This window comes from Streptomyces sp. HUAS TT11 (assembly GCF_051553595.1).
Classification (GTDB): domain Bacteria; phylum Actinomycetota; class Actinomycetes; order Streptomycetales; family Streptomycetaceae; genus Streptomyces.
This window is the reverse complement of the sequence record NZ_CP196184.1, coordinates 9102505-9114976: the sequence shown is the minus strand read 5'-3', so window position 1 is coordinate 9114976 and position 12472 is coordinate 9102505. Positions and strand designations below refer to the sequence as shown.

General features: G+C 66.9%; 9 protein-coding genes and 4 pseudogenes. 9 read left to right on the top strand and 4 right to left on the bottom strand.

Features of this window, described 5'->3' with window-relative positions; translation table 11 throughout:
• Positions 1 to 59: 59 nt before the first annotated feature.
• On the top strand, positions 60 to 1265 hold the full coding sequence (locus ACSHXN_RS41070) for an IS110 family transposase (protein ID WP_438306140.1): 1206 nt from the start codon (positions 60 to 62) through the stop codon (positions 1263 to 1265).
• A gap of 128 nt (positions 1266 to 1393) precedes the next feature.
• On the opposite strand, the gene ACSHXN_RS41065 is transcribed toward ACSHXN_RS41070, so the two are convergent.
• Positions 1394 to 1942: a carboxymuconolactone decarboxylase family protein gene (locus ACSHXN_RS41065; protein ID WP_438306139.1), complete on the bottom strand. Its 549-nt coding sequence runs from the start codon at positions 1940 to 1942 to the stop codon at positions 1394 to 1396.
• Positions 1943 to 2083: 141 nt separating this feature from the next.
• On the opposite strand from ACSHXN_RS41065, the gene ACSHXN_RS41060 reads away from it, so the two are divergent.
• A complete protein-coding gene (locus tag ACSHXN_RS41060; protein ID WP_438306137.1) occupies positions 2084 to 2737 on the top strand; it encodes a TetR/AcrR family transcriptional regulator in 654 nt (217 codons plus the stop codon).
• Between the two features lie 200 nt (positions 2738 to 2937).
• Positions 2938 to 3300, top strand: a pseudogene (locus ACSHXN_RS41055) (transposase); the annotation flags it as partial.
• Positions 3301 to 3611: 311 nt separating this feature from the next.
• Here the strand turns inward: ACSHXN_RS41055 and ACSHXN_RS41050 are convergent.
• Both ACSHXN_RS41050 and ACSHXN_RS41045 read right to left on the bottom strand, forming a co-directional pair.
• Positions 3612 to 3802 (bottom strand): annotated as a pseudogene (locus ACSHXN_RS41050) (helix-turn-helix domain-containing protein); the annotation flags it as partial.
• Positions 3803 to 4116: 314 nt separating this feature from the next.
• Positions 4117 to 5970, bottom strand: a complete 1854-nt coding sequence (locus ACSHXN_RS41045) for a BTAD domain-containing putative transcriptional regulator (protein ID WP_438306135.1) — start codon at positions 5968 to 5970, stop codon at positions 4117 to 4119.
• A gap of 822 nt (positions 5971 to 6792) precedes the next feature.
• On the opposite strand from ACSHXN_RS41045, the gene ACSHXN_RS41040 reads away from it, so the two are divergent.
• Complete coding sequence (locus tag ACSHXN_RS41040; protein WP_355142300.1) at positions 6793 to 6999, top strand: hypothetical protein; 207 nt, start codon at positions 6793 to 6795, stop codon at positions 6997 to 6999.
• An 18-nt stretch (positions 7000 to 7017) separates the two neighbouring features.
• Positions 7018 to 8043, top strand: coding sequence for a transposase (locus tag ACSHXN_RS41035; protein WP_438306539.1), 1026 nt, complete (start codon positions 7018 to 7020; stop codon positions 8041 to 8043).
• Between the two features lie 280 nt (positions 8044 to 8323).
• Here the strand turns inward: ACSHXN_RS41035 and ACSHXN_RS41030 are convergent, their stop codons facing one another.
• Complete coding sequence (locus ACSHXN_RS41030) at positions 8324 to 8992, bottom strand: TetR/AcrR family transcriptional regulator (protein ID WP_355142298.1); 669 nt, start codon at positions 8990 to 8992, stop codon at positions 8324 to 8326.
• A gap of 435 nt (positions 8993 to 9427) precedes the next feature.
• Here ACSHXN_RS41030 and ACSHXN_RS41025 point away from each other — a divergent pair.
• The 4 genes and pseudogenes from ACSHXN_RS41025 to nhaA form a co-directional block, all read left to right on the top strand.
• A pseudogene (locus tag ACSHXN_RS41025) lies at positions 9428 to 9592 on the top strand (IS256 family transposase); the annotation flags it as partial.
• Between the two features lie 228 nt (positions 9593 to 9820).
• A complete protein-coding gene (locus ACSHXN_RS41020; protein WP_438306133.1) occupies positions 9821 to 9973 on the top strand; it encodes a hypothetical protein in 153 nt (50 codons plus the stop codon).
• Positions 9974 to 10165: 192 nt separating this feature from the next.
• Positions 10166 to 10474 (top strand): site-specific integrase, encoded by a 309-nt coding sequence (locus ACSHXN_RS41015; protein ID WP_438306131.1) that lies wholly within the window; start codon positions 10166 to 10168, stop codon positions 10472 to 10474.
• A 154-nt stretch (positions 10475 to 10628) separates the two neighbouring features.
• Positions 10629 to 11895: pseudogene (gene nhaA / locus ACSHXN_RS41010) on the top strand (Na+/H+ antiporter NhaA).
• Positions 11896 to 12472: the final 577 nt, after the last annotated feature.

Below are 12472 nucleotides of genomic sequence, written 5' to 3'. Positions count from 1 at the left end.
TGGACACGTCGGCGAGGTCGTCTGCTGGGATCGGTGACGGAACGACTTCGGAGGTGGACGTGCCCGAACTGTGGGCCGGAACGGATGCGGGCAAGGCCGAGCATCACTGCACGGTGATCGACCAGGACGCCACGATGTTCCTCACCCGCCGGGTCCCCAACAACGAGGCCGACTTGCTGGAACTCCTCGCGGTTGTCCTGGAGTTGGCAGAGGGCGAGCCCGTCACCTGGGCGGTCGACCTGAACGCCGGCGATGCCGCACTGTGGATCGCTCTGCTGGTCAAGCACGATCAGCGACTGCTCTACATCCCCGGCCGCACGATCCACCACGCCTCCGCTGCCTACCGAGGCAGTGGCAAGACGGACGCGAAGGACGCCTTCGTCATCGCCGACACCGCCCGCATGCGCCGCGACCTGCAGCCGCTTCAGGCCACCAGCGAGATCGCGGTCGACCTGAAGATCCTCACCGCCCGGCGCATGGACCTGTCCGCAGACCGCACCCGAGCGATCAACCGGCTCCGTGCCCAGCTGCTGGAGTACTTCCCCGCGCTGGAACGGGCCTTCGACTACAGCACCTCCAAGACCGCGCTCATCCTGCTCACGAAGTATCAGACCCCCGCCGCCCTGCGACGGGTCGGCCGGGCCCGGCTGGCGACCTGGCTGAAGAACCACGGCGTCCGCACCATCACCACTGCCAAGAACGCCGCAGACGCGGCGGTGACGGCGGGCGAGGCCCAGCACACGGTGGTGCCTGGGGAGAAGAGCGCCGCGAAGATGGCCCACACCCTCGCGCGGGAGGTGATGGCCCTCGACCTGGAGATCGCTGAACTCGAAGCCCAGATCGAGGGCCGGTTTCGCGAACATCCCGACGCCGAAGTGATCACGTCCATGCCCAGCATCGGCGACATGCTCGGCGCCGAGTTCATCGCCGCCACCGGCGGAAACATTGCCGCCTTCGGCAGCCCCAACCGCCTGGCCGGCGTCGCCGGACTCGCCCCCGTCCCCCGAGACAGCGGCAAAGTCTCCGGCAACCTCCGCAGGCCCTACCGCTACAGTCGAAGACTCCTGCGCATGTTCTACCTGTCCGCCCAGGTCGCAGCTCTCCACTGCCCCGAGTCCAAGCGGTTCTACCAGCGAAAACGAGCCGAGGGAAAGAACCACAAGCAGGCCGTCCTCGCCCTGGCCAGACGCCGCCTGAACGTGCTCTGGGCGCTCATCCGCGACCACCGCACGTTCGAAGCAACCCCTGCTGCCGCAGCGGCCTGACCCGCTCACGAAGCGTCACCCAACCCGTTTGACAACGTCATTGGGAATCCCCCTGCACTCTTCACTCGATCCGGCCGACGGTAGGTACAGGCTGGCCGCCATATCTTCACTCTGGGGGGTTTCGGCGCTCAACTGGGCGTACCGACCGAGCTGGCGGAGGGGAGTTCGATGTCGGTCTGGTTGACGTTGTTGAGGAAGTTGGTCAGCAGGGCCTGCACCGCCACCGTGACGATCGCCAGGATCTGCGGGTCGGTGTAACCGGCGCCTCGCACAGCCGCGAGGTCCGCGTCGCTGACTCGCCCGCGGCTCTCGACCACCTGCTGCACGAAGCGAGCGACCGCGGCACGCTTGGGGTCGACCGAACTCCCGGCACGAGCCAGCTCGATGTCGTCACTCGACATTCCGCTGACTTCGGACGATACGTACGTGTGAATCGCCAGGCAGTAAGCGCAACCGTTGGCCTGCGAGACCGCGAGCGCGATGGTGTGCCGCGTCTTCGCGTCCAGAACGCGACTCATGGTGCCCTGCAGCGTCGTGACGGCTTCAAGAACGGTCGGGTTCGACGCGAGGGTCTTGAACATGTTCGGGACGAAGCCGAGCTGTGCGCCAATGTTGTCGAGGATGCTCTGCGCGCCCGCGGGGACATCTTCGGGAGCGGGAGCGTTCAGTCGTGACATAGCGAATCAGCCTCCGGTAGGTGTGCGAGTAGTCGGCGAGCTCAGGTCAAGCCGAGCATTTTTGGGCTTGGAAGCCCACTTCTCAGAGTGAACACCACCAGGATTGGGCTGTCAAGCCCACCCTGCGGTATCGTGTGACGTATGGAAGCCACGACGGAAACACGGGTGCCTCACAAGCTCACGGACAAGGGCCAGGCGACGCGTGCCCGGATCCTGAGGCATGCCGCGGAACTCATCTACACGAAGGGTGTCCACGCGACGAACAACGAGCAGCTCCGTCGCGCAGCCGGCGTCAGCGGGTCGCAGCTCAACCACTACTTCCCGACCAAGGAGAGTCTCGTCCTGGCAGTCATTGCATGGCAGGCCGATCGCGTCCTCACGTTCCACCGCGACGAGCGATTCGCCTCCTTCGACGATCTCGACGCGTTTCGGGAGTGGGCGGATTTCTACGTCGGCTATGAGCGGGCCTACCAGGAAGGCTGCAGTCTCGGCTCCCTCGCGAGCGAGATCATCAAGACCGACCTTGACGTTCACGATGAGCTCGCGAGCGCGTTCGATCGGTGGCGGGACATCTTCCGCGACGGGCTCCAGCACATGCAACGACTCGGCTGCATCAGCACTGACGCGGATCCGACGCAGCTGGCCAATCTGCTTCTCTCCGCATTCCAAGGCGGCAGCCTCCTCGCTCAGGTCGCCCGGGACATCACCCCGCTGAAGGACGCGTTGCAGGCAGCCATCGATTACGTGCAGACCTTCGTGAGGTCTCCGGAAACCGACGTACTGCAGGTTCGCTAGCCGCCGACGGTCTGAGACTGCCCATCGAACGTGAGAAGCGTCGTATCCTCGACGGCGGCCCTAGCCGGCAGTCGAGCATCCGACTCATGAGGCGGGCGCGCGAGACCGTCATGACGCGTGCAGCTCTCCACGGTTGTGCGGCTTGCCGAGCTCGTCCAGAAACGTCGCGGCCACATCCGTGGCAACGTGCTCGGCGACAGGGTCCGCTGCTGAGCGCCGAGTTCCTCGCGGCCACCGCCAGCGACATGAGCCGCTACGGCACCGCCGACCGGCTGGCCAGCCTCGCCGGAGTCGCTCCACGGGACTCGGGCACCATCAGCGATAACCTGCACCGGCCCAGGCGCTTCCATCGCGGCCTGCAACGTGTCTTTTACATCTCTGCGCTCATCAGCATCCGCAGCTGCGAGGACTCGCGCCGTTTCTACGAAGGCAAGCGCACTGAAGGCGAGCGGCATACCCAGGCAGTTCTCGCCCTGGCCCGTCGTCGCGTGAATGTCCTGTGGGCCCTCATCCGTGACGGACAGCGCTACCAAGCCAACCTCCCCGTCACCGCGATGGCTTGACAACATCTGTGAGTCTCTACCTGACTGGTCCAGGACTGGCTGGCAGGATTGACATCGGTCGCCTCGTCGCTGTCGTGACTCGTGACAACAATGGCCCCGTAGGTGCCTTGCCAATGAACTGTCCGACAGCGGCGGACGGCCGGCGTCGACCCGGCCCACCTCGGGGGCCTGATAAGAAGCCTGCCCGGCCCTCGAGGGGCCGTGGCCCATCACAGTTCTCCCTCGAAGTGACCGCTCCCGGCACGGCGCCGGTCCGCAGCAACCGCGACTACCGTCTCACGGAGAGGAATCCCGATAGTGTGAACACCAAGCAGCACCTCGCGTCCGCCCGTCCTCCAAGCGCGCGGCCCCACTGGTAGACCGCCTTGTCACTCACCCGTAACTCCCGGGCGATGCACGGGACTTCCACGCCCTCCTCAAAGAGGTCAACGGCCCGCATCCGTACCTCTTCCCGACGCCTGCGCTGGTCGGCGGTTAGCCCGCCCTCGTCCGGATACCGCATGCCTCCGGCGTACCAGCCAGGACGGACCCACGTCACCGTTCCCGACATACGTCCAAACCCCGAAATGCCGAAATCAGTAACTGCTTCAACGGCCGTCCGTTTGAAGCGACTTGTACAACGTGATGCTTTCCTCCGGCGCTGGGTGCTCCGTGGAGGACGGTGTGGACGCCTTCAGTGTTAGCGCGCCTTCTCGTACATTGGCGCCCCTATACGATGGCGCGAGGCAGTCAGGTGTACCGCCCCTTCGGGAGCCGGTCGACCTCATCCGTTGATCCGGCCTTGCTGTGAGCAGCTGCGCAGCCGGTTCGCAGGTGTCATGTTGTGAGAGCTTGGTCGGGTGCCTCGGGTCTGTCCGGTCTGGCCTGTTCCGCGGCGAAGGCGGCAACGAGCCTGTTCCAGCTGTACCTGCCGGGGCCGACCTCTGAGATGAGGTGTGCGTGGATCAGCCGCGGTAGCGTTTGGCGGACCCGTTGTTCGGGCTGTGCGGCTGTGTTTGCGGCGTCGGACGCAGCGAACATGGCGCCGGGCCAGGCGCTCAGGGCGCGGAAGAGGGATGCTGCTTCTGGGTCGAGCCGGCGGTACGAGCGGGCTATGGAGGCGCGGACGTCGAGCACGGGGTCCTCTTCGCTGGCGAAAGCGTCCAGGACGTCGTGCTCGGACGGCGCGTACTCGTCGGCCAGGCTCGCCAAATGCATCTGCGGGCGGTAGGCCGCGCGGGCTGCGATGTTGGCCAGCGCCAGGGGGAGGCATCCGGCGAACCGGATGATGCGATCGACGGCCTCGGGTTCAGCCGCCGTCCGCGATGCTCCCAGACGGCGGGCGAGGAAGCTGCGCGCGTCGGCCTGGCACAGCGGAAGCAGCGTCAAAGGCAGCGCCTGGTAAGCGGCTACCAGTGCGTGCAGCTGCATACGGCTGGTGATGAGGGCCATGGAACCCGGGCTCCCCGGGAGGAGGTCCTTGACCTGGTCCGTACTCGCGGCGTTGTCGAGTACGACGAGCATACGGCGCTTGGCCAGCAGGCCTCGGAACATCAGGCCTCGGGCCTGCGTGGTCTCGGGCAAGGCCTCGGGCCGCACCCCGAGAGACTGCAGGAAGTCTGAGAGGACCTCCGCCGGGTCCCTCGGTTCGGCGCCCGGCCCCGCACCGTGCAAGTCTGCAAAGAGCTGCCCGTCGGGAAAGCGCCCCGCCAGGCGGTGGCCGGTGGCAGTCGCAAAGGCCGTCTTGCCGACACCCGCCATGCCGCCGACCACGCAGATGGCCACCGAGGACGACGCGTCAGCGTCGTCCGCCAAACGCTCCACCTGCTCCTGCTCCTTCTCGCGCCCCACAAGACTCGGCAAGGCGGCCGGCAACTGCGCCGGCGCCTGAGCCGAGCCGGGGTGCTGCCCCGCGACGGTACGGCTGGTGCTGTGTGGAAGCTGGAGTCGCCCGGAGAGGATGCGTTCGTGGACTTGCTGCAGTTCCGGCGAGGGATTGACGCCAAGACGCTGACGCAGCAGGTGGCTGGTCGTGTGGTAGATCGTCAGCGCCTCGGACTGCCTGCCCGCGCCGTACAGGGCGGTCATGAGGAGCCCGCAGACACGCTCACGCAGCGGATGCTCCACAAGGAGGGCAGACAGTTCGGCGGCGGCCTCGGCGTAGCGGCCCCTGTCCACCTCGCACGCCAGATGTTCCTCGATGCAAGCAAGGCGGAGCTCACCAAGGACACTGCGCTGCATGCTGGCATACGGTCCCGGAACACCGGCAAGGGCGACACCGTTCCACATGCCCAGACTCTCGGACAAAAGATCCGCCGCCAGCGTGAGATCTCCGCTGCTGCGGGCCTCTCGCGCCTTGGCCGCCGTCCGCTTGAAGCGATTCAGGTCCAAGTCGTCGGGCCTGATGTGGAGCAGATAGCCCCCGTCGACGAGCCGGACGTAGCTGTCACTCTGCTCCCCCAGGGCCTGCCTGAGGCGGTAGACGTACGTGCGCACCGAACCGACGGCCGAGGGAGGGGCTTCATCCCCCCACACATCGTCCACCAGCGTCGAAAGGCTGACTGGCCTGCCTGCTCTGAGCAAGAGCGAAGCAAGGACCGCGCACTGCCTCGGCTGGCCGGCCGCCTCCTCCACTCCTTCCTTGTGCAGTCGAACCGGGCCGAGGACTGAGAACTGGATGCCTGCGCGCATGGCTCCTACCGCCCTGAGGCCTTGTGAGAGTGGGCTGCCTGACTGTCCGTGGGGGACTACCTACCCCAAATGTACCTCAGGTCGTTCTAATTTTCCGGACTAAATGGTCCCTTCCTGGCCGGAGGCACCCGCTCCTTGCGGGAACTTCAACGCCTCTGGTTTTGGAGCCGCCGCTCTGGAACAGCTCGGGGCACCCGGATCTGACTCTGAAGTTCGCCAGCTCGGACCAGGTACAGCTCACCTGCCGGGCCCGTAACTCGATATAGGCAGACCCGGAAGGCGGGCCAGAACCCGAGGGGCGCGGCCGGATCGTCGTATCCGCACCGAGGCCGGTATGCGGAGGCTGTGTGACCAGGGCTTTTTAGTGGCGAGCTCGCTTGCCATAGCCGGCGCCAAAGGCCCTTGTTCGCTTGAGTCGGTTGAACCAGCGTTCGACGACGTCGCATCGTCGGCAGATCGCTCGATTGAGGCGGCAGGGACCCTCGCCGCTTCGGATGCGTCCGTCGATCTGATCGATCCGCTCGCCTACGGCAGCATCGATGCCACACCTGCACCCGATAGGCGGACCTTCACGCACGTAGCCCTTTCCAGACCACATAGTCCAGTTATGGAGGCCAGTCAGGTCTGCTCCGGGTGACGGGCACGTCAGCCATGTCAGGCTTGAACTAGGTCCAGCCGTTCACGTTGCTCGCAGTGAGACCGAGTGCCAGCGGCCGACCCGGTCCGTCGCAGGCGATCGAATCTTCGTGGTCAACCCTTTGCGGGACCAGCCGATCGCCTCGCCCGACCAGAGTGCCTGGTGGCGGGCCGCTGGACCGTCCGATGGCGCCGAGGGTGCGGTTCGGTGGCTACCGGACAGTGTCGTTCGACGGCGGCAGCTCGCTGCGGGTACCGGACTCGCCGCGTAACCGGGCCTGGCTGGGACGGACGGCGCATCACGGCTATCCCACCCTGGAGTTGATGACGCTGGTCGAAACCGGGACCAGGTCTTTGATCGGCGCCGTGTTCGTCCCCACCGACGAGGGCTAGTCCAGTTATGCCTGCCGTCTGCTGCACCTGCTGAGTTCGGACATGCTGGTGCTGTGGGACAAGGGGTTCGACGGCAAAGCCTTCCTCACGGCGGTGACCGCGACCGGCGCGCAGGTACTGGGCCGGCTCCGCAACAACCGCCGCACCCCGGTCCTGACCCGCCTTGCCGACGGCTCCTACCTGTCGGTGATCGGCACCGTGAAGGTCCGCGTCATCGACGCCGAGATCACGGTGACCTGCGACGACGGCACCGTGTTCACAGGCTCCTACCGCTTGGTCACCACCCTGACCGACGCCCGCCGCCACCCCGCTACCGCCCTCACCGGCCTCTACCACGAGCGCTGGGAACACGAGAGCGCGTACTACGCGCTCCGCTACACGATCCTGCACGGACACGTGATGCGCTCGAACGATCGGGCCGGACTTGACCAGGAGATGTGGGCGCTGCTGTCGCTCTACCAGGCGTTGCGGGCGGTGATGGCGGAGGCCGCCGAGTCCGTACCCGGCACCGACCCGAACCGCTGCTGCTTCACCGTGGCCCTCCAGACCGCCCGCGACCAGGTCGTCCCGGCCGCCGGCATCGTCCTAGACGAGGCCGGCGGCCTCGGGCTGATCGGCCGACGGCTCCTGCCGTCCCGTCGGCGTCGGGTCAGCACCCGCAAGGTCAAGTCCCAGATGTCCCGCTACAGCGAGCGACGCGACGACGGCCGCCCCGACCGCAGCCGCACCGTCACCCAGCTTGCCGTCACCGTCGTCGAACCCGGACCCGAACAACCGCCGCTGCCCGCTCTCTCGCGCGACGATCGCAACGCCGTCCCTTCCCAGCGCCGTCGGCACCGCATCCTCGCCCTGCTCCAGGACGGCCCGACCCGCCTGTGGCGAGTTGCGGAGATCGCCGCCCGCTTCGGCGACATCCGGCTGGACACCATGTATCGGCAACGCTCCCGATGGGCCGACAGCGGACTCATCCACAAGATCGGCCCCGGTCTCTACGCAACCACGACCTGGACACCAACCGCCTTGCAAACAAGGGTAGATTACTAACTTCCCGGCCTTGGATCTTGACCCCGAATCTTGGACACGGGCGATGCGGCTGGTATCAGCGTAGTTGGTGCTGTTCGGGATGCGGTTTCGTAGGCGATCGGGCTGCGGTGTCCGAGGCTGGGGTGACAGCGTCGGCGGTTGTAGCGGTGCAGCCAGCGGAACGTGTCAAGGTGGCCTCGCGCTCGCTGGACCAGGTCTTGCGTCCCACAGCGTGAACGCCGGGGCTTTCTGCAAGGGAACCGGTAAAATCAACAGACTCTACGGACACGGAGTAGCACCCCTAACGCGTGCTCGCGCCAGCCTTCGACGGCGTATTCCCGGCGGGTGCCGCATACGTCTTGACGTGGGCGATGGCCATGTCGAGGGCGATACGCATTGGCTCGACGTCCTGTGCTGTCTGGGCAAGGAGATACCCACCTTGCAGTGCGGCCATCAGGCCGGTGGCGAGTCTGCTCACGTCGACGTCTGCGCGGAGGACCGCGGAGTCTCTCATTCTTGAAAGCCCTGCCTCGAGGAGGCCTTCCCAGTCAGCGAAGTGTCGAGCTATCGTCTTCCGCGTCTCTTCGTCCTGATCGGCCAGCTCGCTTGCCAGGGAGCCGAGCGGGCAGCCGTAGGCCCCATTGCGTAGGGCGTTGCGCTCGACCAGTGCGTCACGCCAGCGCTCTAGTCCACGGAAGGAGTTGAGTCGTTGCAAGTGCCGGTGCTGGCGATCGAGCACTTCCGCGGCCCGGAATGCGACAACGTCCCGCATCAACGCGTTCTTGTCCGGATAGTGGCGGTACAGCTGTGACTTGCTCGTTCCGCTCGCCGCCCTGACATCGTCGAGGGTCGTGTGAGCGACACCTTTGACGTGCATCATGTCCGCGGCAGCTCTCAGGATGCGTTCTCGAGTCGCCCGCCCTCGCTCGGTCAGCCGAGGATCGTCGTTATCGCGCACCTGTCCCACCACGTTGACCAGGTTACTCTTGCGGAGGCTGGCAGGGTCGATACTGGACCTCAGAGTCCAGTGCCAATAGGTAAATCCGCTGGCGGGCTAGGCGGCGGACGCAGTTCGCAGCAGGTAGCACTTGACTCCGGTACTCGGTGCACTTGGTCAGCAGCAGGCGTCGAGCGCGCCATGCGGTGGTACAAGACAACATGAGCAGAGAGTTATGGCCTACGTGGCGCCCGCGGCCCGCCCTGCTCGTGGATTGCCTGCGGCCGCCGCTCCTCCACGGAGCTGGCCGTGCGCGCCAGACGGCGCCTTATAGGCCGCTGTAGGAGATATTCGGGGCTCCCCAATCCCTGACTCCCCGTGCCACGCTCGAGTGCAACCTCTCTATGACGGCCTGGTCAGGACCTGACAACGTTCGCTCAAGAGCTCCACGGTCGGTCTCCGAACGGCCCCGCCCGCACCGCACTCATCCGCCTCGTCGGCGCAATCCTGGCCGAACAGAACGACGAGTGAACAAAGGCCTCGCTACATACGGGCTTGCGGGCCAAGGCCCGACTCTGCCCGATCGAATCAGAAGCCGGCGACCCCGCCCTCCCGACCGAATTCACGGCATAGCCTCAAAACCGAGATCACCGATTGGCCATCGATACAGCACACCAGCGCACGTGACCTCGGTGGCCGTCGATCCGGGGAACGTTTTTGGGCCTCGGCGACTCCCACTGGCGCAGGGAGAGAGCCGCCGGCTGCTTATGGGGGCTCCTGCGCGCTGTGTCGAGCAGGAGCCCCGCGGTTGTGAGGCTAACAAGATGCAGCGGAGGATGTTGACGGCGGTACAAAATCTCCATGGTGCCAGCTCGGAGCTGGGGTGTCTCGGGCACCCAAGGAGATCGCCCCCTCGCCGAGAACCAGATCGTCGCCCTGTGGCGGCTTGATGTCTCCCTGCAAGAGAAGATGTTCTGCAAGATGCTCTACGAGTCCGCTGCCCGGGCCGGATGAGGTGTTGTGCCTGAACGTCGAGGATCTGTACCCGCAGGACAAGCGCGGGAAGATCACCGCGAAAGGCTGGGCGATGATCCACTGACGGTCCGGCACAGCCCAACTCCTGCCCCGCTTGATCGGCCGCCGTACCTGCGGCCCGCTGTTCCTCACCAGCCGCAGGGCACCGGCCGGGACTCCGACGCTGGACGTGTGCCGGCGGCCGAGCGGGCCCGGCTGTCCTACCGTCGAGCCGAGGAGATCCTCGAGGAGAACACCCGGCTGCTGCGCAATCCGCTTGCCTCCCCGGACCACGTGGAGGACCTGGACGGCTGGACACTACACCGGCTCCGCCACAGCGCCCTGACCCACGACGCCGGGGACGGCACCTCCATCCCCATGCTGCTCGCGCGCTCCCGGCACGCTTTCGTCCGTTCCCTGGAGCGGTACGCGCGTCCAGGCGTTGACGCGGTGGTCCAGCACGTCGCCGAGCGCGACCCTGCGGCCTGCCGCCGAGGCTGAACAGCGCCCTCCAGGAGGGCTCATTTGGTCATGGCAGGGCTGGGACCGATAGTGTGTAAAGAACGCGTCAAGAGACGCAGGGTGTGCCGGGAAGTCTGGTCGGCGTCAAGGGGCCCATGTGCCCACACGTCGATGCCTCGGAGGTCTCCGATGCCTGCCCCCGCGTGAGCGTTCCGTCTTCCTCGCTCTACTGCCCTGGCCGGAGCGCGTGAAGGTGGCCCGGGCTCTGCGCACGGAGAGGGTCGGCGGGCTGGCGCTGCTGGCGGCGGCGGTGTGGCGCTGGTGTGGGCGAACGCCCCGTTCGGTGGAGCATACGAGCAGATGCGCGACTTCCACTTCGGGATACCCGCGCTCGGTTTGGACCTGTCGGTGGGGCACTGGACCGCGGACGGGCTGCTGACTGTCTTCTTCCTGGTCGCCGGGATCGAGCTGAAACGCGAACTGGCGGTCGGCGAGCTGCGGACCCCCGCCACCGCAGCGCTGCCAGTGATCGCCGCGGTGTGCAGGATGGCCTTGCCAGCCGCCCTCTACCTGGCCACTACCAGTATCGGCGGCGGCTCCCGGACGGGGTGGGCGGTGCCGATGGCCACCGACATTGCCTTCGCGCTCGCCGTTCTCGCAGTGCTGTCCACCCACCTGCCCTCCGCCCTGCGGACCTTCCTGCTGACCCTGGCCGTGGTCGACGACCTCGGCGCGATCCTGGTGATCGCCGTGTTCTTCACCGCCGACCTGAACCCACTGGCGCTTGGCGGAGCGCTGGCCGGGCTAGGGGGGCTAGGGGTCTTCTACCTGCTCCAAAGGTTCAGGGTGCGCGGCTGGTGGTGGTACGTGCCGCTCGGGGTGGCGATCTGGGCCCTGATGTACCACGGGGGGCGCACGCCACGGTGGCCGGTGTGGCGATGGGACTGATCCTGCGCACCACCCGCGTCCGGGGAGAGAAGGCGTCGCCCGGGGAGCGCACGGAGCATATGCTGCGGCCGGTCTCCGCCGGCGTGGCCGGTTCCCTGTTCGCCTTGTTCGCCGCCCGGGTGAGTATCTCGGCCGTCTCGCTGGGTGAGGTTTTCACCCGCCCCGAGCCGCTGGGCGTGGTGCTCGGCCTGGTCGTGGGCAAGACGGTGGGGATCTTCGTTGGCACCTATCTGGCGGCCCGGTTCACCCGCGCCCGGCTGAACCTAGACCTGGCCTGGGCGGACGTGCTCGCCCTGGCGACGCTGGCCGGGATCGGCTTCACCGTCGCCCTCCTGATCGGCGAGCTTGCCTTCCCCGACCCGGCCGACGCCGAGCACATCAAGGCCGCCGTCCTGCTCGGCTCACTCATCGCCGCCGCGGCGGCCGCGCTACTGATCAAGCGCCGCAACGGGATCTACCGCCGCCTGTGGGAGGCGGAGACACGAGATGACGACGCCGGCGGCGGAGACTGAGGGTAAGGCGATGCGTGCACGGGATCTCGCCGAGCCCTATCCCTTCGTGACCACGGACGACGACGGCGACAAGCCAAAGGCTTCGCTACCGCCTGGGCACGCCTCATCGGGGCGCTCCCCACCCACCCGGCCTGGTGTACTAGACAGCCGACCGCCCCTGATCCTTCCAAGCCCGCCCAACCGATGAGGAACCTCATGCCCGAACGACGCATCGGCACCGTGCTCACAGCAGCCGGAACCGCTATGTACGTCCTGCGGGCCCCGGCTTTCCCGTCCTTGTCACCGGCCTTGCCGCTGTGACGACCGGCCTGGCCATGGCTGCCGTCGGCCGTCACAGCTGACCTCACCCCGCCCTGCCCCGCCCCCCGACGGCAGGGGCCCCTGCACCCGTGATCTGGCACTTCACCGGCCTAGTCGTCTTCTCCCCCACTCTGCATCCGGCCGGGCTGGCCATGCCGACCGGCCGGATACCGCAACGCCTGCACGCCCACCTGGCGCCGGCGCCCCCGCGTGGCTGGGCCCTGCTCTGCCTGTGGGCCGCAGCCCCGCTCAACACGGTCCCGCGCCTTGCCGACGC

Bases quoted from the DNA above. Each gene is read 5' to 3' on its own strand.
- ACSHXN_RS41060 (WP_438306137.1), top strand. From the start codon at position 2,084: ATGGAAGCCACGACGGAAACACGGGTGCCTCACAAGCTCACGGACAAG.
- ACSHXN_RS41040 (WP_355142300.1), top strand. From the start codon at position 6,793: ATGGCGCCGAGGGTGCGGTTCGGTGGCTACCGGACAGTGTCGTTCGAC.
- ACSHXN_RS41045 (WP_438306135.1), bottom strand. From the start codon at position 5,970: ATGCGCGCAGGCATCCAGTTCTCAGTCCTCGGCCCGGTTCGACTGCAC.
- ACSHXN_RS41065 (WP_438306139.1), bottom strand. From the start codon at position 1,942: ATGTCACGACTGAACGCTCCCGCTCCCGAAGATGTCCCCGCGGGCGCG.
- ACSHXN_RS41020 (WP_438306133.1), top strand. From the start codon at position 9,821: ATGGTGCCAGCTCGGAGCTGGGGTGTCTCGGGCACCCAAGGAGATCGC.